Here is a 25,162-nt window from a genome sequence, read left to right as displayed (position 1 = left end):
CCATGGCCTACCGGCCGTCCAAGCAGTTCAAGAAGACCCTGTTCGGCAGCGGCGCCGTCCTCGTCCTCGCGGCGCTCAACGCCCCGGCGGCGGTCTCCTTCGCCACCGAGAAGTACCACGCCTACAAGATCGCCCAGCCCGGCTACAAGCGGCAGTTCGGCTCCTGGGCGGTGGTCGACGTCCCCGACGGGCTGCGCATCAACGCCATCCACGCGGCCCTGCTGCACACCGGCAAGGTGCTGCTGATCGCGGGCTCCGGCAACAGCCAGCAGAAGTTCGACGCCGGCACCTTCGAGACCGTCCTCTGGGACCCGGTGAGGAACACCTTCAAGAAGATCCCCACCCCCGAGGACTTCTTCTGCGCCGGCCACGCCGCACTGCCCGACGGGCGCCTGCTGGTGGCCGGCGGCACCGCCCGCTACGAGGTCCTCGACGGCGAGGTCACCAAGGCCGGCGGCGGCATGCGGGTCAAGAACGAGAGCCCCGACCGGGCCGTCACCCTGAAGAAGGGCACCCTCTTCCGGTCCCCGTCCGGTGTCGAGTACGTCTCCAGGACCGACGTCACCGTCCCCAAGGCGAAGCGCGAGTTCGAGATCTCGTACTTCGCCTCCGGTCAGATGAAGCCCTGGAAGACCAAGGTCACCGCGGCCGAGTCGCGGGTCTTCGTGGAGGCCGTGGAGGCCGGCCCGCAGGCGCTGACCACGGAGGCCGCGCAGTACGAGGTGGTCGGGCTCAAGGGCGAGGACGCCGACAACGTCTACGGCCTCGCGCAGAAGCTCACCACCGAGAAGCAGGACTTCCAGGGCATCAAGGCCGCCTACGAGTTCGACCCCAGGGCGGAGCGGTACGTCCCGGTCGCACCCATGCGGGACGCCCGCTGGTACCCGACCCTGGTCACCCTCGCCGACGGCAAGGTGCTCGCGGTCTCCGGACTCAACGACGTCGGCGACGTGGTCCCCGGCGACAACGAGATCTACGACCCGAAGACCAAGAAGTGGACCAAGGGCCCGTTCCGCTACTTCCCCACTTACCCCTCGCTCTTCCTCACCAAGGGCGGCAAGCTCCTCTACACCGGGTCCAACGCCGGCTACGGCCCCGCGGACAAGGGCCGCGAGCCGGGCCTGTGGGACCTGAAGAAGAACTCCTTCACCAAGCTGGGCGGCCTCACCGACCCCGACCAGCTGGAGACCTCCGCCTCCCTGCTGCTGCCGCCCGCGCAGGACCAGCGGGTGATGGTCCTCGGCGGCGGCGGGGTCGGCGAGTCGCCCGCCGCCACCGCCCGCACCTCGATCGTCGACCTGTCCACGGAGGGCCCGGTCTTCCGCGACGGACCCGCGCTGCCCCAGGGCACCCGCTATCTGAGCAGTGTGCTCATGCCCGACGACACCGTCTTCACGAGCGGCGGCTCCGGGGACTACCGCGGCCGCAGCGGCAGCGACATCCTCAAGGCCCAGTTCTACGACCCGAGGACCAACGCCTTCGCCCCCGCGGCCGACCCCACCGTGGGCCGCAACTACCACTCCGAGGCGCTGCTGCTGCCCGACGGCCGGGTCGCCACCTTCGGCTCGGACCCGCTCTTCGACGACAGCGACAACACCAAGCTGGGCACCTTCGAGCAGCGCATCGAGGTCTTCACCCCGCCCGCCCTGTACCGGGGCGGCGCCGACCGGCCGGTGCTCGGCGAGGGCCCGCAGGAGCTCGACCAGAACGGGCGCGCGACGTTCAAGACCGGGGACGCCGGCCGGATCGCGGCGGCCCGGCTGATGCGGCCCAGCGCCGTCACCCACACCACCGACGTCGAACAGCGCTCGGTGGCGCTGGGCCTGAGCAAGGGGCCGGACGGGCTGACCGTCACCGTCGAGGTCCCGAAGGACCGCACCCTGGTGCCGCCCGGCTGGTACATGGTGTTCGTCACCGACCGGGACGGGATCCCGTCCGAGGCCAAGTGGATCCGGGTGGGCCAGGGCTGAGCGGTCCGGGGCGGTCCAGGGCGGCCCGGGGCGGTCCAGGTGCTCCGGGTGCCTGGGGCCCTCCCGGTCCGTCAGGTCCCTCCGGGTCCGTCAGGTCCCTCCGGGTCCGTCAGGTCCCTCCCGGTCCGTCAGGTCCCTCCGGGTCCCCCAGGTCCGTCAGGCCTTCGCGCGGCGGGCCAGCCCCAGCGCGTAGTCGGGCCACCAGGTGCCGGCGGCCGGGCCGCCCCGGCAGGTGCCGTCCGAGTCGCCGGGCCGCTTGATCCACAGATAGGCGTCGACCAGCTCGTCCCCGGTCCGGTCGGTCGGCGGCACCCCGAGCGAGCGGCCGGGCGGGTTGCACCAGCCCTCGGGCCGGTCGCCCGGCAGCGGGCCGTCGCCGTTGCGGCTGGTGTCCACGGTGAAGTGGGTCCCGCCGAGCAGCCGGGAGAGACCGGCGCCGAAGCCCCGGACGACGTCGTTGGTCTGGAAGTTGGAGACGTTCAGCGCGAAGCCGTCGGCGCGCGCGATGCCCGCCCGCCGCAGCGGCTCCACCAGCTTGTCCGGCCGCTCGATCCAGGCCGGGTTGCCCGCGTCCAGGTAGACCCGGGTGCGCGGCTGCCGCTTGAACCGCTCGACCGCCTCCGCCAGCAGTCCGAGCCGCTCCTCGTGGTGCTGCGGCGGAGTGCAGCCGTCCACGATGTGCGGCACCGCGTCCGGCTCCAGGACCACCACCGCGGGGGCGTCGCCGATCGCGCCGGCGAAGGCGTCCACCCAGCGCCGGTACGCCTGGGCGTCGTGCGCCCCGCCGGCCGAGTACAGGCCGCAGTCGCGGTGCGGGATGTTGTACGCGACGAAGACCACGGTCCGCAGCCCGGGCGCCGCGCCCCGCACCGCCTTCGCCACCTCCGGTACGGGGTCGTCGCCGGCCGGCCAGTCGGCGACCGGCCGCTCCGAGATGCGCTTCAGGAGCCTCGCGTCCTCCGTCCGGCCCTGCGCCTCGTACTGCCGCACCTGCCGGGCCGCGTCGCTGTCCGGGTCCACCCAGAAGGGGGAGCCGCTCGTGGGGGCCGCCTCGCCGCGCGAGGCGGGCGGCCCCACGGGGGCGACGGGGGACCCGTCCCGGCCGCAGCCGGTGAGCAGCAGCGCGGCGAGGAGGGCGAGGGCGGCGGTGGTGACGGAGCGACGGGACATCCGGCCCCCAGGGTCGGGATTCGGGACGGCAGGCAGGCGGGCGTGAACGGGCGTCGGCGGGCTCCGGCGGACGTCGCCGGGGCGCGCGCGAGCCGGTCCGAGGGGACAGACCGGGGCCATCCTGGCATAACGGTCAGTCGGCTTCCGGCTGCGACACCGCGAGGGCGATCCCCAGCGGCGTCCGTTCGTACAGCACCTGGTGGCCGTAGCGCCGCGAGGCCAGCAGGCCCGCCGCCCGCAGCACCGACAGGTGCGCCGACACCGAGGAGGGGGCGAGGCCGAGACGGTGGGCCAGCGCCGTCGTCCCGGCCGGCTCCTCCAGCGCGCACAGCACGTCCGCCCGGGCCCGCCCGAGCAGCCGGGCCAGCGCGTCCGGGGTCCGGTCGCGGGCCTCCGTCCACAGCGCGCCGATGCCCCGCGCCGGGTACGCCACCGTCGGCTGCCACGGCGGATCGAACCCGCTCACCACGTCGGGCCAGGTGAACACCGAGGGCAGCAGCACCAGCCCCTGCCCGTCCAGGGCCCGCACGTGCTCGCCGTGGTAGTCCACCGTCAGCGTCGAACTCTCCTCCGACCAGCCGAAGGCCGGGTGCAGCTCGCTCAGCAGCCGCTCCAGACCGCCCTCGGCGAGCCGCCGCGAGTGGTACGCCACGTCCGCCTCCAGGAGCGCGCGCAGCCGCGGCCACTCCGGCTCGACCAGCGCCTCCCAGGCGCGCTCCAGCAGATCGGCGAGCCGCTGCAGGGACCCGGCCGGATCGCCGAGCATCCGCCGCCCCTCCGCGCTGTCGGCCGCCCCCGGGGTCTCGGCCAGCGCCCGCCGGACGTCGTCCAGGACCAGGGCCGGATCCGTCTCCCGTACGGCCGCGATCTCCCGCTCGAAGGTCGCCGTGGGCCCGATGGGCGGCGGGTACAGGAAGTCCGGGCTGTGCCCGTGCAGCGGCATCAGCAGCTGCAGCGGCCCCAGGTCCACCCCGGCCGCGGCCTCCGCGATCCGCCGCAGCCACGGCAGGTGGTACCCCTGCTGGCGCGGCCGGGCGAGCACCCGCACCGCGCAGTGGGTCTCCCACAGCGGCGAGATCGCGAACCGGATGCGCAGCGGATCGGCCTCGCCGAAGTGCAGGTGGTACGGCACGGCACGCCTCCGGCCCCGGAAGATTCGGCTGGGTCCGAAAGTCTAGGGTCGGGACGGCCCGGCCCGCACCCTCCTGTCATGCCCACGAACGACACCCGGGTGCCCGGAGCTGCGCCCGCCCCCGGCCCCGCCCCCGCGTCGCCCGCCCCCGCCCCCGTCGCTCCCGCGTCGCCCGGATACTCCGCCGTCTTCGCCGTGCGCGAGTTCCGCTTCGTCTTCGCCGCCCACCTCTTCTCCCTGCTCGGCGTCGTCGTCAGCGAGCTCGCCCTCACCGTGCTCGTCTACGAGCTCACCCGCTCCCCGCTGCTCTCCTCGCTCACCTTCGCCCTCGGCTTCCTGCCCTACCTGCTCGGCGGCACCCTCCTCGCCGGCGTCGCCGACCGCTACCCGCCCCGCCGGGTCCTCGTCGTCTGCGACCTCGTCTGCGCCGGCTGCGTCGCCCTCATGGTCCTGCCGGCCACCCCCGTCGCCGCCCTGCTCGTGCTGCGCTGCGCCGTCGCCGCCGTCGCCCCCGTCTTCAACGGCACCCGGATCGCCACCCTCGCCGACATCCTCGGCGAGGGCGAGCTCTTCGTCCTCGGGCGCTCGCTGCTGCGGATCGTCTCGCAGAGCGCCCTCCTCGCCGGCTTCGGCGTCGGCGGCCTGCTGCTCACCGTGCTCACCCCGCGCGGCGCCATCGCCGTCACCGCCGCCACCTTCCTCGCCTCCGCCCTGCTGCTCCGCTTCGGCACCGCCCGCCGTCCGGCCCGCGCGCCCGAGCGGCGCGAGGGGCTCGGGGCCACCTGGGGCGTCCTGAAGGACCGCCGGATCCGGGCGCTCATGCTGCTGTTCTGGGTCCCGCCGCTCTTCTTCGTCGTGCCGGAGGCGCTCGCCGCCCCCTACGCCGACGAGATCGGCGTCTCCACCGCAGCGCTCGGCCTCCTCATGTGCGCGGTGCCGGCCGGCACGATCCTGGGCGAGCTCCTCGCCGGCTCCGCCCTCAGCGTCGCCGCCCGCTCCCGGATCGTCCACCCGCTCCTGCTGACCGGCTTCCTCCCCTTCCTCGTGTACGCGCTGCGCCCGGGCCTCGCGCTCGCGGCCGCCGCGCTCTTCCTGGCCGGGGCGGCCGGCGCGTACAGCCTCGGCCTGGACGCCTGGTTCGTGGCCGCCGTCCCGGAAGAGCTGCGCGGCCGGGCGATGACCCTGATGACCGCCGGCATGATGACCGTCCAGGGCCTCGGCATGGCCGGCGCCGGGCTGGCCGCCGAGTTCGTCCCCGTCCACACCGTGGTCGCGGGCACCGGCGTCCTCGCCACCCTGTGCGTCCTCGGGCTGGTCCTCGAAGTGCGGGCGACCGAAAGGCGAGACGCGGCTGACCGTCATATGACCAGTGGGTAAGGTCGACGCGTGCCGAAGCCGCTCAGTCTCCCGTTCGACCCCATCGCCCGCGCCGACGAACTCTGGCAGCGGCGCTGGGGTCCGGTCCCCTCGATGGCCGCGATCACCTCGATCATGCGCGCCCACCAGATCCTGCTGGCCGAGGTGGACGCGGTGGTCAAGCCGTACGGGCTGACCTTCGCGCGCTACGAGGCGCTGGTGCTGCTCACCTTCTCCAAGGCCGGGGAGCTGCCGATGTCCAAGATCGGCGAGCGGCTGATGGTGCACCCCACCTCCGTGACCAACACGGTGGACCGCCTGGTGAAGTCCGGCCTCGTCGCCAAGCGCCCCAACCCGAACGACGGCCGCGGCACCCTCGCCACCATCACCGACAAGGGCCGCGAGGTGGTCGAGGCCGCCACCCGGGACCTGATGGGGATGGACTTCGGGCTCGGGGTGTACGACGCCGAGGAGTGCGCCGAGATCTTCGCGATGCTGCGCCCGCTGCGGGTCGCGGCGAACGACTTCGACGAGGGCTGACCCCGGGGCCGGTCCGGATGCGGGCAGGGACCCGGCGGAAGATCGCCCGGAACGTGCCGTTACGCTCGTCGGCATGAAATCCAGCGTGCTGACCCGCTACCGCGTCATGGCGTACGTGACCGCGGTCATGCTGCTCGTGCTCTGCACGTGCATGATCTTCAAGTACGGGTTCGACATGGGCGAGGACGTGACCTTCGCGGTCTCCCAGGCCCACGGCGTCCTCTACATCATCTACCTGATCTTCGCCTTCGATCTGGGCTCCAAGGCCAAGTGGCCGTTCGGCCGGCTCCTGTGGGTGCTGGTGTCCGGAACGATTCCCTTCGCCGCCTTCTTCGTCGAGCGCAAGGTCGTCCGCGACACGCTTCCGCTGGTCAGCGGCGCGCAGCCGGTTCCCGCCAAGGTCTGAGGCCGGGCCCGGACCCACCCCCGCACTGATGTGCGGGGGTTTCCCATCGACATTTACTAGGACGTCCTAGTAAATTCGAAGCATGGACGCTGACGCCATCGAGGAAGGCCGCCGTCGCTGGCAGGCCCGTTACGACAAGGCCCGCAAGCGCGACGCCGACTTCACCACGCTCTCCGGCGACTCCGTGGAGCCGGTCTACGGCCCGCGCCCCGGGGACGCCTACGAGGGGTTCGAGCGCATCGGCTGGCCCGGTGAGTACCCCTTCACCCGCGGACTCCACCCGACCGGCTACCGCGGCCGGACCTGGACCATCCGCCAGTTCGCCGGCTTCGGCAACGCCGAGCAGACCAACGAGCGCTACAAGATGATCCTGGCCGCCGGCGGCGGCGGGCTCTCGGTCGCCTTCGACATGCCGACCCTGATGGGCCGCGACTCCGACGACCCGCGCTCGCTGGGCGAAGTCGGCCACTGCGGCGTCGCCATCGACTCCGCCGCCGACATGGAGGTCCTCTTCAAGGACATCCCGCTCGGCGACGTCACGACCTCGATGACGATCTCCGGCCCGGCCGTCCCGGTCTTCTGCATGTACCTGGTCGCCGCCGAGCGCCAGGGCGTCGACCCCGCCGTGCTCAACGGCACGCTGCAGACCGACATCTTCAAGGAGTACATCGCGCAGAAGGAGTGGCTCTTCCAGCCCGAGCCGCACCTGCGCCTCATCGGCGACCTCATGGAGCACTGCGCGGCCGGCATCCCCGCGTACAAGCCGCTCTCGGTCTCCGGCTACCACATCCGCGAGGCCGGGGCGACGGCCGCGCAGGAGCTGGCCTACACCCTCGCCGACGGCTTCGGCTACGTCGAGCTCGGCCTCTCCCGCGGCCTGGACGTGGACGTGTTCGCGCCCGGCCTGTCCTTCTTCTTCGACGCGCACCTCGACTTCTTCGAGGAGATCGCCAAGTTCCGCGCCGCCCGCCGGATCTGGGCCCGCTGGATGAAGGAGGTCTACGGCGCCAAGACCGACAAGGCGCAGTGGCTCCGCTTCCACACCCAGACCGCCGGTGTCTCGCTCACCGCGCAGCAGCCGTACAACAACGTCGTGCGCACCGCGGTCGAGGCCCTGTCCGCCGTCCTCGGCGGCACCAACTCGCTGCACACCAACGCCCTCGACGAGACCCTCGCCCTCCCGAGCGAGCAGGCCGCCGAGATCGCCCTGCGCACCCAGCAGGTGCTCATGGAGGAGACCGGCGTGGCCAACGTGGCCGACCCGCTGGGCGGCTCCTGGTACGTCGAGCAGCTCACCGACCGGATCGAGGCCGACGCCGAGAAGATCTTCGACCAGATCAAGGAGCGCGGCCTGCGCGCCCACCCGGACGGCAGGCACCCGATCGGACCGATCACCTCCGGCATCCTGCGCGGCATCGAGGACGGCTGGTTCACCGGCGAGATCGCCGAGTCGGCCTTCCGCTACCAGCAGTCCCTGGAGAAGGGCGAGAAGCGGGTCGTCGGCGTCAACGTCCACCACGGCTCGGTCACCGGCGACCTGGAGATCCTGCGGGTCAGCCACGAGGTCGAGTGGGAGCAGGTCCGGGTCCTGGGCGAGCGCAAGGGCCGCCGCGACGACGCGAAGGTCACGGCCTGCCTGGACGCGATGCTGGCCGCGGCCCGGGACGGCTCCAACATGATCGGCCCGATGCTGGACGCGGTACGGGCCGAGGCCACGCTCGGCGAGATCTGCGACGTGCTGCGCGAGGAGTGGGGCGTCTACACGGAGCCCGCGGGCTTCTGACCGGCTGAGCCGGGAGCGTCGAGCCGCCGTACGGTCCTTCCGGGCCGTGCGGCGGCTTCGGCACGCCCGCCGCCGGCGGCCTGTCGTTCGGCTGCCCCGGATACCCCGGCTGCCCCGGATACCCCGGCTGCCCCGGCTATCCGGGCTGCCCGGCCTGCTCCGCAGCCGCCGAGAGGCCGCCGAGCAGCAGAGCGGTGAGGCTCTGCACCCAGGCCTCGTCCACCGGTTCCGCGCTGACCAGCGCCCGGTGCACCACCGCTCCCGCGACCACGTCGAAGATGAGGTCGTCGATCGCCTCGACGGCCAGCGGGTCGCGCTCCCCGGGGAGCTCCCCCCGCTCCTGGGCGCGCTGGCGGCCCTCCAGGACCAGGCGCTTCTGCCGGTCCACGATCGAGGTGCGGATGCGCTCGCGCAGCGGCTCGTCGCGGGTGGACTCGGCGACCACCGCCATCAGGGCGGTCTTGGTCTCGGGGCGTTCGAGGAGCGCGGCGAACTGGAGCACCACATGGGCGATGTCGGCCTGGAGGGAACCCAGGTCGGGCAGTTCGAGTTCGTCGAAGAGGACGGCGACCGCGTCGACGACGAGTTCGTTCTTGTTGGCCCAGCGCCGGTACAGGGTGGTCTTGGCGACCCCGGCCCGGGTCGCGACGTCGCCCATCGTCAGCTTGGACCAGCCCAGCTCCACCAGAGCCGCCCGGGTCGCCTCCAGGATGGCCGTGTCGGCCTCGGCGGAACGGGGGCGTCCGGATCGGGCGCGGGAGCGGGTGCGGCTACACATGGAGGTCGACCATACCCGCCGGTAGGTATTGCGCCAGGGGACCGTGATGTGAGGCAGTTCACCATCCCGCCCTCCCCACGGCCGGGGGTCGAGGATTACGCTACGACCCGTAGCGAAAGGCTTTTCAGGGGCCGGCTCGCGACAACCACCGCGCCGGGTGGGGACCCGGCGCAGACGAACAGCGATCCGTGCCGTCCCTCCGTGGACGGCACGGTTCAGCCATGGCTTACCGGTTACGCGCGCGGAAGGGGGAGGATGTAGCCATGCAGCCCCGAAACATGTCCATGAGCGGCGTCGTCGACCTCGCCGCGGTGAAGGCGGCCGGAGAGGCCAAGGCGAAGGCCGAGCAGGCCCGCGCCGAGTCCGCCCGGCAGGGCGGGACGCCCGCCGTCGCACCTTCCGCCCTGGTGATCGACGTAGACGAGGCCGGATTCGAGCGCGATGTGCTCCAGCGCTCCGCCGAGGTCCCGGTCGTCATCGACTTCTGGGCCGAGTGGTGCGAGCCCTGCAAGCAGCTCGGCCCCCTCCTGGAGCGCCTCGCCGTCGAGTACAACGGCCGCTTCCTGCTCGCCAAGGTCGACGTCGACGCCAACCAGATGCTGATGCAGCAGTTCGGCATCCAGGGAATTCCGGCCGTTTTCGCGGTGGTCGCCGGCCAGGCCCTTCCGCTCTTCCAGGGCGCGGCCCCCGAGGCGCAGATCCGCGAGACCCTCGACCAGCTGGTCCTGGTCGCCGAGGAGCGCTTCGGCCTGACGGGCATCCCGGTGGACCCGGCCGCCGAGGGCGCGGACGCCGACCCGGCGGCCGTGCCGGTCGGCCCGTACGACGCCCTGCTCGAAGCCGCCATGTCCGCGCTGGACGCCGGTGACATGGCCGGCGCCGTCCAGGCGTACAAGAACGTGCTCGCGCACGACCCGGAGCACCCGGAGGCCCGGCTGGGGCTCGCCCAGGCCGAGCTGCTCGCCCGGGTGCAGGCGATGGACCCGCAGGCGGTGCGCAAGGCCGCGGCCGAGGGCCCGGCCGACGTCGCCGCGCAGATCGCCGCCGCCGACCTGGATCTGGTGGGCGGTCACGTCGAGGACGCCTTCGGCCGGCTGGTCGAGACCGTGCGCCGCACGGCGGGCGAGGACCGGACCGCGGTGCGGCTGCGGCTCCTGGAACTGTTCGAGGTCATCGGTGCCGACGACCCGCGGGTGACCGCGGCCCGGCAGGCCCTGGCGAGGGCGCTGTACTGAGCCGCTCGCCCCGTCCGTACGGGGGCGATTTGGCGACACGGTGACAATCGGCGGCCGCGCTTTACCAAAACTTGGTAATCGCGGCCGCTGTTACTTGCAGTAAATCGAACCCGGATTTCTGTCCGGATTACTCCTCCCTCATCACGCTTTGTCGCGTCACGCTAGGGCACCGTGTGTGGCGGTCCGGCGTCAGCCCGTCGTGCCGTGGTTATCAGGCCGTTACTAGCGAGTAACGAACCCCCTTGTGCGGGGGCCCGGAATGGACCACGATCGGCGACGCTCGGTCCGATGCCGCACCAGTGGCAGCGGGTCCCCACCGAGCGGGCCGGCGGCGGTGCCGCCGGTCGTGGACAGGGGGGTTCCTGCTCTGACCGGCAGGGCCTGTCCAATCCGGCCGCGCGCACGGCGTGGTCAGTGGTTGTCGCTCGGGGGTGATCGCCGGTGATTCGGACGCACGTCGTGCCGCCTGAGCCCTCGGCGCTCCCCTTCCCGAGGACGTAGCACTTCTCCCATCCCAGGACGGGCCCGGGGCCCATCCGGAGATGTACGTCCGAGAAGGAGGAATTCTCATGAAGTCCCAGGTTCGTGGCGGGACCAGATGGAAGCGGTTCGCCGTCGTCATGGTGCCGAGCGTGGCCGCGACGGCCGCGATCGGCGTCGGCCTGGCTCAGGGCGCGCTCGCCGCGTCCTTCAGCATCTCCGGCCAGGAGTTCAAGGTGAAGGCCGACAGCCTCGTCGGCAAGGACTTCGTCCAGTACGGCAGCGTCGACGCCGGCAAGGACCTCGAGGGCAAGGACTTCGCGGCTCCGGTCGCCGTGTCCGGCTTCTCCGAGGCCTGGATCTCCAACATGTGCCAGTCCGTCGTGACGCCGAACGTCCCGTTCGTCGGCGACGTGACGCTGGTGCTGACGGCCGGCACCAAGGACAAGAAGCCGGTCTACGCGAAGGACATCTACCTGGATGTCACCGAGCTGAAGGCCGACGCCGAGTTCGGCAACATCGACATCGGTGTCGCCGCCGGCAAGCTCGCCAAGGCGGACGGCAAGCCGGGCATTCAGCCGGGCACCAAGGCCAACCCGTACGGCTTCGGCCAGCGCGCGGAGGACGCCAAGCTCACCGACGTCCACCAGAAGGCGTGGGCCACCACCGCCGCGACGTTCAAGCTGCCGAACCTCGACCTTTCCCTGCACCGGGGCAAGGGCGCCGGGGTCGAGTGCTACTGATGCCGACGTCCCTCCGGGACTGACGCGTCCAGGGTGCGGGGCCGTCGCGTACGGCCCCCACCCGCTCGGCAGCGAGCCTTCTTCTCCACCTCTTTCAGCAACACCGCTTCCAGGGAGCTGTTTCCATGAGCGCCGAGTCCACTGCTTCCAGCGGAGTCCCCCACGACAACCGGTTCAAGGTCTGGCGGCAGACCCGGCCCTTCTGGGCGGGACTGTTCACCATGATCGGCGGCGTACCGATCGCCTACCTCCCGTACGGGGACATGCGGCTCGGCAACGTCACGCTCGCGATGAAGACGACGGCCGGCGCCGGAGCGCTGATCATCGGCGTCCTGCTCATCACGCTCGGCCTGACGATGTGGTTCCAGCCCCTCGTCCGGGTCTTCGCGGGCGTCGCGGCGATCGTGCTCGGGCTTGTCTCCATCCCCGTGTCGAACTTCGGCGGTCTCGTCATCGGCTTCCTCTTCGCCCTCGTCGGCGGCGGGATGTCGGTGTCCTGGGCGCCGGCGCCCCCGGCCCCCGAGCCCGTGGCGGGCTTCGACGAGGGCGGGGAGAGCGGGGCCCCGGCCGAGGCCATGGCCGCACCGGTCGAGTACGCGCACCTGCACGACGGCACGACGCAGCCCGTGATCCCGCAGCAGGGTCCCGAGGCGCCGGCGGCCGAGACGACGATCGAAGCCAACGGCGGGAGGAACAGTGCGGGGTGACGCATCACAGTCGGCGGCGGAGACGCCGAGAGGACCGCGCCACGCGGCACCGCGCAAGTCCCTGCTGAACAAGATCCACGTCCCCGCGGGCAAGGCGATGGCCCTCGCGGCCATGCCCACCGCGGTGCTGGTCGGCATGGGCCTCACGCCCCGGCTGGCCCTCGCCGACGACAAGGACATCCCCTTCGCGCCCGGCCCGTGCGTGACCCGCTCGGACGAGCCGACGGACGAGGCGAGCACCAAGCCGGACGAGACCGGGAGCCCCGGCCCCACGGCGAGCGCGAGCGCCACCGAGACGGCCAAGCCCGACCCGACCGGCTCCGCGACCACCGCCCCGGAGCCCACCGCGACCGGCGGCGCGACCACCGGCGCCGACCCGAAGAAGGACCCGAAGACGGACCCGACCCAGGCGCCCGCGCCCAAGTCGACGCCCGTCGCGCCCGCGCCGACCAGGTCGGTCAACCCGCTCGACCCGCTGGGCCTCGGCGACGCGCTCAAGGACCTGTTCGACGGACCGGACAAGACCACGGCGCCGGCCCCCGCCCCGACCACCTCGGCACCGGCCGCGCCCAAGCCGACGACGTCCGCCCCGGAGACCCCGAAGGGGACGACGCCGCCCGCGACCGGCACGACCGGCACCGCCGGCAAGACCGGCACGACCGCCGACAAGGCGGCCGACAAGACCAAGGCCGCCATCAGGTCCGCCGCCGAGAAGGCCGGCGCGAAGACCGAGGAGCTGCCGGAGTCCGCCCAGGGCCTCGACGCCAAGAAGGACGAGGACATACCCGAGGGCGCGAAGCCGCGCTTCCCGTGTCCCGAGCCGGACCCGCAGGCGCTCGCCGACGCGCAGCTGGAGCCGGGCATCCCGCTGCTGCCGGACGACCCGTGGCTCCTGGAGACCTCGCTGCTCACCCTGCGCGGCCTGGACTACAAGGGCATCGTCGAGGTCAAGACGGGCAGCGGGAAGATCAAGAAGGTCCTCAAGTTCACCGCGGACGAGATCGACATCAAGGACCTGCACCAGCTGACGGTGCACTCCGACGGCCTGACCGGCCACGTCCGCTCGGACCAGGGCTCGACCTCCACGATCCGGCACGGCACGGTGACCATGTACACGGAGCAGCTGAAGGGCAATCTCTTCGGCCTCATCCCGGTCACCTTCAGCCCCGAGACCCCGCCCCCGCTCAACGTCCCCTTCGCCTTCTTCTCCCACGCGAAGGTGACCCAGGCGGGCCAGTTCGGCGGCACCCTGAAGGTCCCGGGCCTGCGGAACACGATCGAGCGCAGCTGAACCCGGCCGGGCCGGGACACGACGGAGCGCCCGTCCCCCTTGGGGGGACGGGCGCTCCGTCGTGCCGCGTCGGCGTCAGTCGCGGTCGCCGCCACCGAGGTGGTGCACCCGGACCATGTTGGTGCTGCCGGGGGACGCCGGGGGGCGAACCGGCGGTGATGATCATCGTGTCGCCGGCGTTGAAGCGCTGCAGCTTCAGCAGCTCGGCGTCGACCAGCTCGACCATGGCGTCGGTGGTCTCCACGAACGGGGCCAGGAAGGGCTCCACGCCCCAGCTCAGGGTGAGCTGGTTGCGGGTCGACTCCTCGGTCGTGAAGGCGAGGATCGGCTGCGAGGCGCGGTAGCGGGAGAGGCGGCGGGCGGTGTCGCCGGACTGGGTGAAGGCGATCAGCGCCTTGCCGCCCAGGAAGTCGGCGATCTCGCAGGCCGCGCGGGCGACCGAACCGCCCTGCGTGCGCGGCTTCTTGCCCGGGACCAGGGGCTGGAGGCCCTTGGAGAGCAGCTCCTCCTCGGCCGCGGCGACGATCTTCGACATCGTCTTCACGGTCTCGATCGGGTACGCGCCGACCGAGGACTCCGCCGACAGCATGACCGCGTCCGCACCGTCCAGGATCGCGTTGGCGACGTCGCTCGCCTCGGCGCGGGTCGGACGGGAGTTGGTGATCATCGACTCCATCATCTGGGTCGCGACGATGACCGGCTTCGCGTTGCGGCGGCACATCTCCACGAGGCGCTTCTGCACCATCGGGACCTTCTCCAGCGGGTACTCCACCGCGAGGTCGCCGCGCGCGACCATGACCGCGTCGAAGGCGTCGACGACGGCGGCCATGTTCTCGACCGCCTGCGGCTTCTCCACCTTGGCGATGACGGGGACCCGGCGGCCCTCCTCGTCCATCACCTTGTGGACGTCCTTGACGTCGTTGGCGTCCCGGACGAAGGAGAGGGCGACCATGTCGCAGCCCATCCGCAGCGCGAAGCGGAGGTCCTCGACGTCCTTCTCGGACAGGGCCGGGACGTTGACCGCCGCGCCGGGCAGGTTGATGCCCTTGTGGTCGGAGATGACGCCGCCCTCGATGACGACGGTCTTGACCCGCGGGCCGTCGACCTCGACGACGCGCAGCTCGACGTTGCCGTCGTTGATGAGGACCTGGTCGCCCTTGGCCACGTCGCCGGGCAGGCCCTTGTACGTGGTGCCGCAGATCGATTTGTCGCCGGGGACGTCCTCGGTGGTGATGGTGAACTCGTCACCGCGCACCAGCTCGACGGGGCCCTCGGCGAAGGTCTCCAGACGGATCTTGGGGCCCTGGAGGTCGGCGAGCACGCCGACGGCGCGGCCGGTGTCGGCCACCGCCCTGCGGAGACGGTCGTACCGCTCCTGGTGCTCTGCCTGGGTCCCGTGGCTCATGTTGAATCGGGCCACGTTCATGCCGGCCTCGATGAGAGCCTTCAGCTGCTCATAGGAGTCGACGGCGGGGCCCAGCGTGCAGACGATTTTGGAACGGCGCATGAGGCGGATCCTATCGGTTTGTTTCACTGCGGAATATTCCGTCTGGTGGAAAGTACAAATGGGCGGGGGGCCGCTCAGGCGTTCACTCCGTCGGGCGACGTTTCGTGCACGAGTGCGTAGCTCTGCCGGGCGATCTCCAGCTCCTCGTCCGTGGGCACCACGGCGACCGAGACCCGGGCGTAGACCGGCGAGATGATCCGGGGCTCGTCGGAGCGCACGGCGTTGAGCTCGGCGTCCACCGCCAGGCCCAGCTCCTCCAGGCCGGCGATCGCGGCCTCGCGGACCGGGACGGCGTTCTCGCCGACCCCCGCCGTGAACACGACCGCGTCCACCCGGCCGAGCACGGCGTAGTACGCACCGATGTACTTCTTGAGCCGGTGCACGTAGATGTCGAAGGCGAGCGCGGCCCGCGCGTCGCCCTCGTCGATCCGGCGCCGGATCTCGCGCATGTCGTTGTCGCCGCAGAGCCCGACGAGCCCGGACCTCTTGTTCAGCAGGGTGTCGATCTCGTCCGCCGACATCCCGGCCACCCGCTTGAGGTGGAAGGTGACCGCCGGGTCGATGTCGCCCGAGCGGGTGCCCATGACCAGGCCCTCCAGCGGGGTCAGCCCCATCGAGGTGTCCACGCAGCGCCCGCCGGCCACCGCCGAGGCGGAGGCCCCGTTGCCGAGGTGCAGCACGATCACGTTCACCTCCTCGGGCGTCTTGCCGAGCAGCTTCGCGGTCTCCCGGGAGACGTACGCGTGCGAGGTGCCGTGGAAGCCGTAGCGGCGGATCCGGTGGGCGTCCGCGGTCTCCACGTCGATCGCGTACCGCGCCGCCGACTCCGGCATCGTCGTGTGGAACGCCGTGTCGAAGACCGCCACCTGCGGCAGGTCCGGGCGCAGCGCCTGGGCCGTGCGGATGCCGGTCAGGTTGGCCGGGTTGTGCAGCGGCGCCACCGGCACCAGCCGCTCGATCTCGGCGAGCACCTCGTCGTCGACGACCGTCGGCTCGGTGAAGCGGAGCCCGCCGTGCACCACCCGGTGGCCGATCGCCGCCAGTTCGGGCGAGTCCAGGCCGAGTCCGTCCGCCGCCAGCTCCTCGGCCACCGCCTTCAGCGCCGCCGCGTGGTCGGCGATCGGGCCGTTCTTCTCGCGCTTCGCGCCGCCGCCGCCCAGCAGCGGGGTGTGCGCGAGCCGCGAGGTCTCCTCGCCGATCCGCTCGACCAGGCCGACCGCCAGGCGGCTGCCGTCCTTCATGTCGAGCAGCTGGTACTTCACCGACGAGGAGCCGGAGTTGAGGACGAGGACCCGGGTGGGGACCTGGGCGGGGGTGGTGGTCATGCGGGGAGCTCCTGACCCTGGGCGGGGTTCTGGGACTGGATCGCCGTGATGGCGACGGTGTTGACGATGTCGCTGACGAGCGCGCCGCGCGAGAGGTCGTTCACGGGCTTGCGCAGACCCTGCAGCACCGGGCCGACGGCGACCGCGCCGGCCGAACGCTGCACGGCCTTGTAGGTGTTGTTGCCGGTGTTGAGGTCCGGGAAGATCAGCACGCTGGCCTGGCCGGCCACCTCGGAGCCGGGCAGCTTGGTCGCCGCCACCGAGGGCTCGACCGCCGCGTCGTACTGGATCGGACCCTCGATCCGCAGCTCCGGGTGACTCTCGCGGACCAGCTTGGTGGCCTCGCGCACCTTGTCGACGTCGGCGCCGGAGCCCGAGGTGCCGGTGGAGTACGAGAGCATCGCGATCCGCGGCTCGACGCCGAAGCGGGCGGCGGTGGCCGCGGACTGCACGGCGATGTCGGCCAGCTGCTCGGCGTTCGGGTCCGGGTTGACCGCGCAGTCGCCGTAGACGAGGACCTTGTCGGCCAGGCACATGAAGAAGACCGAGGAGACGATCGAGGCGTCCGGCTTGGTCTTGATGATCTCGAACGCGGGCCGGATGGTGGCGGCGGTGGAGTGCACCGAGCCGGAGACCATGCCGTCGGCCAGGCCCTCCTGGACCATCAGGGTGCCGAAGTAGTTCACGTCCGACACCACGTCGTACGCCAGCTCCACGGTGACGCCCTTGTGGGCGCGCAGCGCCGCGTACTTCTCCGCGAAGGAGTCGCGCAGCTCCGAGGTCTGCGGGTCGATCAGCTGGGTCTCGCCCAGGTCCACGCTGAGGTCGGCGGCCTTCTTGCGGATCGTCTCGACGTCGCCCAGCAGGGTGAGGTCGCAGACGTCGCGGCGCAGCAGCACGTCGGCGGCGCGCAGCACCCGCTCCTCGGTGCCCTCGGGCAGCACCACCCGGCGGCGGTCGGCGCGGGCCTGCTCCAGCAGCTCGTGCTCGAACATCATCGGGGTGACCCGGCCGCTGCGGGCGACCGAGATCCGGCGCAGCAGGTCGGCGGTGTCGACGTGGCGCTCGAACAGGCCGAGGGCGGTCTCCGCCTTGCGGGGCGTCGAGGCGTTCAACTTGCCTTCGAGGGCGAAGAGTTCGGCGGCGGTGGGGAAGCTGTTGCCCGGTACGGAGATGACCGGGGTGCCGGGCGCCAGGCGGGCCGCCAGGGTGAGGATCTCGTCGCTGGGCCGCTCGTTGAGCGTGAGCAGCACGCCGGCGATCGGCGGGGTGCCGGCGGAGTGCGCGGCGAGCGCGCCGACGACCAGGTCGGCCCGGTCCCCGGGGGTGACGACCAGGCAGCCGGGGGTCAGCGCGTTGAGGAAGTTCGGCAGCATGGCCCCGCCGAAGACGAAGTCGAGCGCGTCGCGGGCGAGCCCGGCGTCGTCGCCGAGGACCACCGAGGCGCCGAGCGCGTGGGTGATCTGGGCGACGGTCGGCGCGGCGAGGGCCGGCTCGTCGGGCAGCACGTAGCAGGGCACCGGCAGCCGGGCGGCGAGCCGCTCGGCGATCACCGCCCGGTCCTCGCCGGCCACCCGGTTCACCACCATCGCGAGCACGTCGCAGCCGAGCCCGTCGTAGGCGCGGAAGGCGTTGCGGGCCTCGGCCCGTACGGACTCGGCCGTCTGGCCCTTGCCGCCGACCACCGGTATCACCGAGGCGCCGAATTCGTTGGCGAGCCGCGCGTTGAGCGCGAGCTCGTCGGGGACCTGGGTGCCGGCGAAGTCGGTGCCGAGGACGAGCACGACCTCGTAGTCGCGGGCGACGGCGTGGAAGCGGTCCACGAGCCGGGAGACCAGCTCGTCGGTGCCGCGCTCCGCCTGGAGGTCGCTGGCCTCGTGGTAGTCCATGCCGTAGACGGTCGACGCGTCCTGGGTCAGCCGGTAGCGGCTGCGCAGCAGGTCGAACAGACGGTCGGGTCCGTCGTGCACGAGCGGACGGAACACCCCCACGCGGTCCACCTGGCGGGTGAGGAGCTCCATGACTCCCAGCTCGACGACCTGGCGGCCGTCCCCGCGGTCGATCCCGGTCACGTACACGCTGCGCGTCACGCCGTCGTCTCCTGATGTCGGTCGAGGTCCGGTGGAGGCCACCGAGGTCCCGTCGAGTGTCGATCGAGTGGCACCAGTGTCAATCGAGTGGGTTCAAAAAACACCGATAGGGTGGCATTGCCCTCTTGACAATACCCCTGTGGGTGGATAGGACGCCCGCCGGACGGAGGGCCCGAAGGGGTGGGACCAAAGGCCCCGGAAGGCCCATCGGCGCCGGGCGCGCGGAGTAGCAGCGAGCGCGTCGGCACGCCACGCCGTGTGAGAATCGACGAGGCTCACACGTACCACTACCGAGCAGGAGACACAGCACGATGCGCATCGGAGTTCTCACCGCAGGCGGCGACTGTCCCGGCCTGAACGCAGTGATCCGGTCGGTCGTGCACCGGGCGCTGACCGGCCACGACGACGAAGTCATCGGCTTCGAGGACGGGTTCAAGGGTCTCCTCGACGGCCACTACCGCCCCCTGGACCTCAACGCCGTCAGCGGCATCCTCGCCCGCGGCGGCACCATCCTCGGCTCCGCCCGCCTGGAGCGGAACCGGCTGCGCGAAGCCGCCGAGTCCGCCCCCGACTTGGCCCGGAAGTACGGCATCGACGTCCTCATCCCGATCGGCGGCGAGGGCACCCTGACCGCCGCCCGGATGCTCTCGGACGCCGGCATGCCCGTCGTCGGCGTCCCGAAGACGATCGACAACGACATCTCCTCCACCGACCGCACCTTCGGCTTCGACACCGCCGTCGGCGTGGCCACCGAGGCCATGGACCGCCTCAAGACCACCGCCGAGTCCCACCAGCGCGTGATGGTCGTCGAGGTCATGGGCCGGCACGCCGGCTGGATCGCCCTGGAGTCCGGCATGGCCGGCGGCGCCCACGGCATCTGCCTCCCCGAACGGCCCTTCCAGGTCGACGACCTCGTGAAGATGGTCGAGGAACGCTTCGCCCGCGGCAAGAAGTTCGCCGTCATCTGCGTCGCCGAGGGCGCGCACCCGGCCGAGGGCTCGATGGAGTACGGCAAGGGCGAGATCGACCAGTTCGGCCACGAGCGCTTCCAGGGCATCGGCAACCAGCTCGCCGTCGAGCTGGAGCGGCGCCTCGGCAAGGAGGCCCGCCCGGTCATCCTCGGCCACGTCCAGCGCGGCGGCACGCCGACCGCGTACGACCGGGTGCTCGCCACCCGCTTCGGCTGGCACGCGGTGGAGGCCGCCCACCGCGGCGAGTTCGGCCGGATGACCGCGCTGCGCGGCACGGACATCCAGATGGTCCCGCTGGCCGAGGCCGTCACCCGGCTGAAGACCGTCCCCGAGGACCGCATGCGCGAGGCCGAGTCGGTCTTCTGACGCCCGCTCGCGCCGAGGGCCCGCACGGATCCCCGTGCGGGCCCTCCGGCACGTCCCTCCGGCCCCCGCGAGCGGGACCAAGGTCCCGACTTGTCCCGGACGCCCCCCGGCCCCGATCGTCCCCCCGTGGACGATCGGGGCCGAATCCATGCTTGAGCCCCGTGGCGCGATCAACAAGGCTTGAGGCTGTCCGGGACATGTCCCAACGAGGGGAGCGGCGCGCCATGACGACGGGGGAGCGGGTTCCCGACCCGCGGGCGGCGCGGAGCCCGGCCGAGTTCATCGCGCGGCTGCAGGACCTGAAGGACTGGTCCGGACTCACCTACCGCGAGCTGTCGGCCCGCGCCGAGGCCGGCGGCGACGTCCTGCCCCGCTCGACCGTCGCCAACATGCTGGCCCGCACCACCGTCCCGCGCGAGGAACTGCTCGGCTGCTTCGTCCGCGCCTGCGGCCTCGGCCCCGGCCAGGCGGAGGAGTGGGAGACGGTACGGGCGGAGCTCGCGGCCCGGGGGAGACACGGCCCCGCGGGGGACGAGGAGCCCGCCGAGGACGCGGCGCACGCGGGAGGCACGGGGCCCGCGGCGGGCGCCGCCGAAGGGGCCGCGGCCGAGGGCGCCGCCCCCGCCGGGCCGCCCCCCGCCTGGCCCTCCGCCGCCGAGGACCCGGCCGCCGGTCCCGATCCCGAGTCCGGCCCGCGCTCCCGGCTGCGCCGCGCCCTGGTCGGCGCCGTCGCCGTGGCGGGCCTCGTCCTCGCCGCCGTCAGCGTCGTCGCCTTCGTACGGGACGACACGGGGACCGGCCACGCGCACCGCCCGGTGCTCACCGCGCCCGCCGAGGGCCCGGTGCGGATCCGGGTGATCGGTTCGGACCTCTGCCTCAACGAGCGGCGGGGCAGCCGCGACGGGCAGATCTACCAGCGGCCCTGCGCCGGCGCGGAGGTCCCCCGCTACGAGCTGAAGCGGCTCGGCGGGGACCGGTGGCGGATCGTCTCGGTCCACCCGGACTTCCCCGTGGGCTGCTCCGGCATCCCGTCCGGGGGCCGGATACCGTACGCCGCGCTCGAGGACTCCGAGTGCGGCGACCCCACCCGCGTGGAACGCTTCACCCTGGAGCCGCACGGCTCCCCGGTCACCGGCTACCGCATCGTCCCGGTCGGCTCCGCGACCCCCGGCAGCTGCGTCACCGTCGTCGGCGACCGCATGGCCGAGTGGTCCCGGCTGACCCAGGCGCCCTGCGCGGCGGACGCCCGGGGCCAGCTGTTCAGCTTCGACCGGCGCTAGGTCGTGTCCTTCGGATCAGGCCGGATGACACGGCCGAGCGGGTTCCACCAGCCGGGTGCGCAGCGCCGCCACCACGGCCGGGTCGAGACCGACGTGGCCGGTGACGTACCCGTGCACCGAGCCGTACTCCGCGCGCAGGTCCGCGAGGACCAGCCGCATGATCTCCTCGGGCGCCCGCCCGTACCCCGGCCAGCGCAGCTCGCGGCCCGGGTGTGCGGCCCTCCAGTCGGCGACGAGCCGTTCGGTGGCCAGCTCGGTCAGGGCGAAGTCCGCCAGGATCTGCTCGTCGGAGACGTCGAGCAGCGCCAGGACGAGCGCCGCGAGCAGTCCCGTTCGGTCCTTCCCTGACGCGCAGTGGAAGACCAGCGGGCCCTCGGCCGCGGCGATGAGCTCCAGGGCCTCCCGCAGTTCCGCGGCGCCGTCGAGGGCGACCTCGGCGAAACGGTCGGCCAGGTAGCGCCAGGGATCGAGCGCGGGGTCGATCTCGGCCTGGTCGTAGGGCCGGTGCTCGATGCTGAGGTTGTGCCAGGCCTGCGGCTCGCCCTCGGGGTGGCGGCCCTTGGCCGCGATCTCCCACGGGTAGCGCAGGTCGATCACGGTGGCCACGTCCAGCTCGCGGAAGAGCTTCAGATCGGCTTCGGCGCCGGGGCCCGCCAGCTTGGCGAGCGAGTCGGAGCGGTAGAGGGTCTCCCACCGCACGGTCCCGCCGTCGGCGGTCCGATAGCCGCCCAGGTCACGGAAGTTGTGCAGCCGTTCGAAGGGTATGTGTCGTCTCACGGCGTCACTGTACGGCGCCGGCCCGCTACCCGACGAGGGCCCAGAAGCGGTCCATGATGCCGTCGAGGTACGCCCGCCCCTCGTCGCCCGTCGAGCCCGAGGCGCCCCAGCTGCTGGTGGCCGCCATCTTGGCGTGGTAGTCGGTGTGCAGCCGCTGGAGCGCGTTCTCGACGGTCCGCTTGGGCAGCGGCAGCAGCTTCACCACCGGCTTCACGTAGGCCTGCCAGCGGGTGGTCGCCGCGTCCCGCAGCAGCGCCGTGAGCTTCTCGTCGCCGCCGGTCGCGGTGAGCAGGGCGCGCGGGCCCAGGCCCAGGGTCCCGGCGAGGGCGGCGGTCTGGCGCTCGTTGCCGCTCCAGCGCCCCGACTCCTCCATCCGCAGGTACGCGCCGGGCTCCAGGCCCACCCGGCGGGCCAGGTCCTCGGGGGCCAGGCCCCGGGCCATCCGGTGCTCGCGCAGGGTGGTGGCGGAGGCGAGGAGCTCGGCGGGGGCGCACCACAGGACGCCGGCGAGGGCGGTCAGCTCCTGCGCGCTGGGGGTGACCCGGCCGCGCTCCCAGGCGATGACGGTCTCGGGGGCGACGACGAGCCCGTACTGGGCCCGCAGGCCGTAGGCGACGTGTCCGGGGGCCATGCCGAGGCCCTCGCGCAGACGGCGTGCGGCGAGGGCGTTGAAAGGCGGGGTGGGTTGGTGCACGCTGACACCGTAGGAGCGGAGGGTGAGCGCTGGCTACGGTGCGTTCGCCCAACCCTCACGATCGTAGGAACATCGGAACCGATCGGTAATCGGCCAGTCACCGAGCGATATCCGGCCATCGGTGACCGATTACCGGTGACCGCTCGCCCCCGGCGCGCTGAGCCAGCGGTACTGCAGCTCCGGCCGTCCGATCTGACCGTACTGCGGGGCCCGGGCCGCCCGCCCCTCGTTCACCAGATGTTCCAGGTAGCGGCGGGCGGTGATCCGCGAGATCCCCACGGCCGCGCCCGTCTCCGCCGCGGTCAGCCCCTCCGCCGCGGCCCGCAGGCTCCGGGTCACCGCCTCCAGGGTCGGCGCGCTCAGGCCCTTGGGCAGCGAGGCCGGCTGCGGGGTGCGCAGGGTCGCGAGCGCCCGGTCCACCTCGTCCTGCCCCGAGGCCTCGCCGGCCGCCGCCCGGAACTCGGCGTAGCGGGCGAGCCGGTCGCGCAGGGTCGCGAAGGTGAACGGCTTCAGGACGTACTGGACGACCCCGAGCGACACGCCCTCCCGGACGATCGCGAGGTCGCGCGCCGAGGTCACGGCGATCACGTCCGCGGAGTGCCCGGCCGCGCGCAGCGCCCGCAGCAGCTGGAGCCCGTGCCCGTCCGGCAGGTAGAGGTCGAGCAGGATGAGGTCCACCGGGGTCCGCTCCAGCAGCCGCACGGCCGCGGCCCGCGAGTGGGCCACGCCGACCACGCTGAAGCCCGCCACCCGCCCCGCGTACAGCGCGTGCGCGTCGGCGGCCACCGGGTCGTCCTCGACGACCAGCACCCGGATGCCGGTGCCCGCGGCGCTCATGCGCCCACCTCCGCGGCGGTCCGGGCGGCGGCGGCCCGCCGCAGGGGCAGCCGGGCGGTGAACTCCGCGCCGCCCAGCGGGGATCCGGCCAGCGTCAGGGTGCCGGAGGCGCGCGTCACGGCCTGGTGGACCAGGGCCAGGCCGAGTCCGCGGCCCGGACCGCGGGTGGACCAGCCGCGGTCCAGGACGGCCGCGCGGTCCTCGGGCCGCACGCCCGGCCCCGAGTCGCCCACCTGCAGCAGCAGTTCGCCGTCCCGCGCGAGCGCCGTCACCGTCACCCGGGCGGACGGGGTGCCGCCCGCCGCCTCGACGGCGTTGTCGACCAGGTTGCCGAGGATCGTCACCAGGTCCCGGGAGGGCAGCGACACCGGCAGCACCCCGTCGTCGATCCGGCTGGTCTCGGTCAGGACCAGCTCCACGCCCCGCTCGTTGGCCTGCGCCGCCTTGCCGAGCAGCAGGGCCGCGAGGACCGGTTCGCCGACCGCGCTCACCACCCGGTCGGTCAGCGCCTGGGCCAGCTCCAGCTCGGCCGTGGCGAAGCCGACCGCCTCCTCGACCCGGCCGAGCTCGATCAGCGAGACCACGGTGTGCAGCCGGTTGGCCGCCTCGTGGGCCTGCGAGCGCAGCGCCTCCGTGAAGCCCCGCTCCGAGTCCAACTCACCCGAGAGCGCCTGGAGTTCGGTGCGGTCCCGGAGGGTGACCACGGTGCCCCTGCGCTCCCCGCCCACCACCGGGCGGGTGTTGACGACGAGCACCCGCTCGTCCGTCAGGTGCAGCTCGTCCACCCGCGGCTCGGAGGAGAGCAGCGCCCCGGTGAGCGGCGCCGGGAGGCCGAGCTCGGCCGCCGGGCGCCCGACGGCGTCCGGGCCGAGGCCGAGCAGCTCCCGCGCCCCGTCGTTGATCAGTGCGATCCGCCGCTGCCCGTCCAGCATCACCAGGCCCTCCCGCACGGCGTGCAGCGCGGCCTCGTGGTAGTCGTGCAGCCGGCTCAGCTCGGTCGCGTTCATGCCCTTGGTGTGCCGCCGGAGCCGGGCGTTGATCACGTACGTGCCGGCGCCGCCCAGCGCGAGGGCCGCGCCGGCCATCCCGAACAGCGCCGTGACCTGCTCGCGCATCTGCTCGCTGATCTTCTCGATGGTGATGCCGGCGCTGACCAGGGCCACCACCCGGCCGTGGTCGAAGACCGGGGCGACCGTGCGCACCGAGGGGCCGAGCACGCCCAGGTGCGTCTCGGAGAAGGTCTCGCCGCGCACCGCCCGGTCGATGTGCCCGAGGTAGGTGCGGCCGATCTGCGCGGGTTCCGGGTGGGTCCAGCGGGTGCCGTCCGGCGCCATGATGACCACGAAGGTGACGCCGGCGTGCCCCCGCAGCGCCTCCGCGTACGGCTGGAGCACCGCGCTCGGGTCCGCCGAGCGCGCCGCCGCCACCACCGAGGGCGAGTCGGCCACGGCCGAGGCGGTCGCCTGCGACTGGCGGCGCGCGGTCTCCTCGGCCTGGGCGCGGTCCGTCACGTACGCGAACACGGCGCAGCCCGCGACGACGGCGGCCATCAGCACGACCTGCATCGCGAAGAGCTGGCCGGCGAGGCTGCGGGGCCGGGGGAGGGGGAGGCGCATGCGGCAAGTGTGCCTGGCCGGTTCGCGCCCCCGTACCGCCGGTCCGAATCGTGCCGCGACCGAGACGTGCGGCCCGGGCGCGGCCCCGCGGGCCGCTTGCGAACGCAC

The 25,162-nt window shown here is 72.8% G+C and carries 20 protein-coding genes and 1 pseudogene; 11 read left to right on the top strand and 10 right to left on the bottom strand.

What is annotated here, in order from left to right; translation table 11 throughout:
* Window positions 1-2: 2 nt before the first annotated feature.
* A complete protein-coding gene (gene glxA, locus ABD981_RS12730; RefSeq protein ID WP_046909189.1) occupies window positions 3-1,970 on the top strand; it encodes a radical copper oxidase GlxA in 1,968 nt (655 codons plus the stop codon).
* A 156-nt stretch (window positions 1,971-2,126) separates the two neighbouring features.
* Here the strand turns inward: glxA and ABD981_RS12725 are convergent, their stop codons facing one another.
* Window positions 2,127-3,140: a glycoside hydrolase family 6 protein gene (locus tag ABD981_RS12725; RefSeq protein WP_046909190.1), complete on the bottom strand. Its 1,014-nt coding sequence runs from the start codon at window positions 3,138-3,140 to the stop codon at window positions 2,127-2,129.
* A gap of 133 nt (window positions 3,141-3,273) precedes the next feature.
* Window positions 3,274-4,272, bottom strand: a complete 999-nt coding sequence (locus tag ABD981_RS12720) for an ArsR/SmtB family transcription factor (protein ID WP_046909191.1) — start codon at window positions 4,270-4,272, stop codon at window positions 3,274-3,276.
* A 78-nt stretch (window positions 4,273-4,350) separates the two neighbouring features.
* Between ABD981_RS12720 and ABD981_RS12715 the strand changes: the two genes are divergently transcribed.
* The 4 genes from ABD981_RS12715 (at window position 4,351) to icmA (ending at window position 8,357) form a co-directional block, all read left to right on the top strand.
* Entirely contained in the window at window positions 4,351-5,649 is a 1,299-nt protein-coding gene (locus tag ABD981_RS12715; protein WP_345529166.1) for an MFS transporter, read from the top strand.
* Window positions 5,650-5,658: 9 nt separating this feature from the next.
* A complete protein-coding gene (locus ABD981_RS12710; RefSeq protein WP_345529164.1) occupies window positions 5,659-6,168 on the top strand; it encodes a MarR family winged helix-turn-helix transcriptional regulator in 510 nt (169 codons plus the stop codon).
* Window positions 6,169-6,241: 73 nt separating this feature from the next.
* On the top strand, window positions 6,242-6,574 hold the full coding sequence (locus tag ABD981_RS12705; RefSeq protein ID WP_345529162.1) for a DUF3817 domain-containing protein: 333 nt from the start codon (window positions 6,242-6,244) through the stop codon (window positions 6,572-6,574).
* An 82-nt stretch (window positions 6,575-6,656) separates the two neighbouring features.
* A complete protein-coding gene (gene icmA, locus ABD981_RS12700) occupies window positions 6,657-8,357 on the top strand; it encodes a coenzyme B12-dependent isobutyryl-CoA mutase large subunit (protein WP_345529160.1) in 1,701 nt (566 codons plus the stop codon).
* A 136-nt stretch (window positions 8,358-8,493) separates the two neighbouring features.
* On the opposite strand, the gene ABD981_RS12695 is transcribed toward icmA, so the two are convergent.
* Complete coding sequence (locus tag ABD981_RS12695; RefSeq protein ID WP_345529158.1) at window positions 8,494-9,135, bottom strand: TetR/AcrR family transcriptional regulator; 642 nt, start codon at window positions 9,133-9,135, stop codon at window positions 8,494-8,496.
* A 263-nt stretch (window positions 9,136-9,398) separates the two neighbouring features.
* Here ABD981_RS12695 and ABD981_RS12690 point away from each other — a divergent pair, with 263 nt between their 5' ends.
* The 4 genes from ABD981_RS12690 to ABD981_RS12675 all read left to right on the top strand — a co-directional run bounded on the left by ABD981_RS12690 (window position 9,399) and on the right by ABD981_RS12675 (window position 13,591).
* Window positions 9,399-10,370 carry a tetratricopeptide repeat protein gene (locus ABD981_RS12690; RefSeq protein WP_345529156.1) on the top strand — a complete coding sequence of 324 codons (972 nt, stop codon included), beginning with the start codon at window positions 9,399-9,401 and terminating at the stop codon, window positions 10,368-10,370.
* Between the two features lie 569 nt (window positions 10,371-10,939).
* Window positions 10,940-11,593, top strand: coding sequence for a DUF6230 family protein (locus tag ABD981_RS12685; protein WP_345529154.1), 654 nt, complete (start codon window positions 10,940-10,942; stop codon window positions 11,591-11,593).
* 125 nt (window positions 11,594-11,718) lie between these two features.
* The gene (locus ABD981_RS12680; RefSeq protein ID WP_345529152.1) at window positions 11,719-12,300 is read left to right on the top strand and encodes a DUF6114 domain-containing protein; all 582 of its coding nucleotides are present in this window, start codon (window positions 11,719-11,721) and stop codon (window positions 12,298-12,300) included.
* Window positions 12,290-13,591: a hypothetical protein gene (locus ABD981_RS12675; protein ID WP_345529150.1), complete on the top strand. Its 1,302-nt coding sequence runs from the start codon at window positions 12,290-12,292 to the stop codon at window positions 13,589-13,591. The genes ABD981_RS12680 and ABD981_RS12675 overlap by 11 nt, the downstream gene beginning before the upstream one ends.
* Before the next feature lie 75 nt (window positions 13,592-13,666).
* Here the strand turns inward: ABD981_RS12675 and pyk are convergent.
* The 3 genes and pseudogenes from pyk to pta form a co-directional block, all read right to left on the bottom strand.
* Window positions 13,667-15,098 (bottom strand): annotated as a pseudogene (pyk, locus tag ABD981_RS12670) (pyruvate kinase).
* A gap of 74 nt (window positions 15,099-15,172) precedes the next feature.
* Window positions 15,173-16,423, bottom strand: a complete 1,251-nt coding sequence (locus tag ABD981_RS12665; protein ID WP_345529148.1) for an acetate kinase — start codon at window positions 16,421-16,423, stop codon at window positions 15,173-15,175.
* Complete coding sequence (pta, locus tag ABD981_RS12660) at window positions 16,420-18,513, bottom strand: phosphate acetyltransferase (protein WP_345529146.1); 2,094 nt, start codon at window positions 18,511-18,513, stop codon at window positions 16,420-16,422. The genes ABD981_RS12665 and pta overlap by 4 nt, the downstream gene beginning before the upstream one ends.
* Window positions 18,514-18,824: 311 nt before the next feature.
* Here pta and ABD981_RS12655 point away from each other — a divergent pair, with 311 nt between their 5' ends.
* Window positions 18,825-19,850 carry an ATP-dependent 6-phosphofructokinase gene (locus ABD981_RS12655; protein WP_345529144.1) on the top strand — a complete coding sequence of 342 codons (1,026 nt, stop codon included), beginning with the start codon at window positions 18,825-18,827 and terminating at the stop codon, window positions 19,848-19,850.
* Between the two features lie 224 nt (window positions 19,851-20,074).
* The gene (locus tag ABD981_RS12650; RefSeq protein WP_345529142.1) at window positions 20,075-21,130 is read left to right on the top strand and encodes an RICIN domain-containing protein; all 1,056 of its coding nucleotides are present in this window, start codon (window positions 20,075-20,077) and stop codon (window positions 21,128-21,130) included.
* 15 nt (window positions 21,131-21,145) lie between these two features.
* Here the strand turns inward: ABD981_RS12650 and ABD981_RS12645 are convergent, their stop codons facing one another.
* From ABD981_RS12645 to ABD981_RS12630, 4 genes are all read right to left on the bottom strand, one after another.
* Window positions 21,146-21,907, bottom strand: coding sequence for a tyrosine-protein phosphatase (locus ABD981_RS12645; RefSeq protein WP_046912063.1), 762 nt, complete (start codon window positions 21,905-21,907; stop codon window positions 21,146-21,148).
* Window positions 21,908-21,932: 25 nt separating this feature from the next.
* A complete protein-coding gene (locus ABD981_RS12640; RefSeq protein ID WP_382748423.1) occupies window positions 21,933-22,538 on the bottom strand; it encodes a helix-turn-helix domain-containing protein in 606 nt (201 codons plus the stop codon).
* Window positions 22,539-22,730: 192 nt separating this feature from the next.
* Complete coding sequence (locus ABD981_RS12635) at window positions 22,731-23,438, bottom strand: response regulator (protein WP_046912065.1); 708 nt, start codon at window positions 23,436-23,438, stop codon at window positions 22,731-22,733.
* Window positions 23,435-25,054, bottom strand: a complete 1,620-nt coding sequence (locus ABD981_RS12630; protein ID WP_046912066.1) for a sensor histidine kinase — start codon at window positions 25,052-25,054, stop codon at window positions 23,435-23,437. Before ABD981_RS12630 ends, ABD981_RS12635 begins: the two co-directional genes overlap by 4 nt.
* Between the last annotated feature and the right edge of the window lie 108 nt (window positions 25,055-25,162).

Origin of the sequence: Streptomyces showdoensis, assembly GCF_039535475.1 — a bacterium.
In the GTDB taxonomy this organism is placed as follows: domain Bacteria; phylum Actinomycetota; class Actinomycetes; order Streptomycetales; family Streptomycetaceae; genus Streptomyces; species Streptomyces showdoensis.
Note: the sequence above shows the minus strand (reverse complement) of the source record. Positions and strands in the feature narration are given on the sequence as shown.

What these genes read in the sequence shown, in the direction of transcription:
- glxA (WP_046909189.1), top strand. Translation starts at nt 3, where the DNA reads ATGGCCTACCGGCCGTCCAAGCAGTTCAAGAAGACCCTGTTCGGCAGC.
- ABD981_RS12725 (WP_046909190.1), bottom strand. Translation starts at nt 3,140, where the DNA reads ATGTCCCGTCGCTCCGTCACCACCGCCGCCCTCGCCCTCCTCGCCGCG.
- ABD981_RS12715 (WP_345529166.1), top strand. Translation starts at nt 4,351, where the DNA reads ATGCCCACGAACGACACCCGGGTGCCCGGAGCTGCGCCCGCCCCCGGC.
- ABD981_RS12705 (WP_345529162.1), top strand. Translation starts at nt 6,242, where the DNA reads ATGAAATCCAGCGTGCTGACCCGCTACCGCGTCATGGCGTACGTGACC.
- icmA (WP_345529160.1), top strand. Translation starts at nt 6,657, where the DNA reads ATGGACGCTGACGCCATCGAGGAAGGCCGCCGTCGCTGGCAGGCCCGT.
- ABD981_RS12695 (WP_345529158.1), bottom strand. Translation starts at nt 9,135, where the DNA reads ATGTGTAGCCGCACCCGCTCCCGCGCCCGATCCGGACGCCCCCGTTCC.
- ABD981_RS12690 (WP_345529156.1), top strand. Translation starts at nt 9,399, where the DNA reads ATGCAGCCCCGAAACATGTCCATGAGCGGCGTCGTCGACCTCGCCGCG.
- ABD981_RS12685 (WP_345529154.1), top strand. Translation starts at nt 10,940, where the DNA reads ATGAAGTCCCAGGTTCGTGGCGGGACCAGATGGAAGCGGTTCGCCGTC.
- ABD981_RS12680 (WP_345529152.1), top strand. Translation starts at nt 11,719, where the DNA reads ATGAGCGCCGAGTCCACTGCTTCCAGCGGAGTCCCCCACGACAACCGG.
- ABD981_RS12665 (WP_345529148.1), bottom strand. Translation starts at nt 16,423, where the DNA reads ATGACCACCACCCCCGCCCAGGTCCCCACCCGGGTCCTCGTCCTCAAC.
- ABD981_RS12655 (WP_345529144.1), top strand. Translation starts at nt 18,825, where the DNA reads ATGCGCATCGGAGTTCTCACCGCAGGCGGCGACTGTCCCGGCCTGAAC.
- ABD981_RS12650 (WP_345529142.1), top strand. Translation starts at nt 20,075, where the DNA reads ATGACGACGGGGGAGCGGGTTCCCGACCCGCGGGCGGCGCGGAGCCCG.
- ABD981_RS12640 (WP_382748423.1), bottom strand. Translation starts at nt 22,538, where the DNA reads ATGGCCCCCGGACACGTCGCCTACGGCCTGCGGGCCCAGTACGGGCTC.
- ABD981_RS12635 (WP_046912065.1), bottom strand. Translation starts at nt 23,438, where the DNA reads ATGAGCGCCGCGGGCACCGGCATCCGGGTGCTGGTCGTCGAGGACGAC.
- ABD981_RS12630 (WP_046912066.1), bottom strand. Translation starts at nt 25,054, where the DNA reads ATGCGCCTCCCCCTCCCCCGGCCCCGCAGCCTCGCCGGCCAGCTCTTC.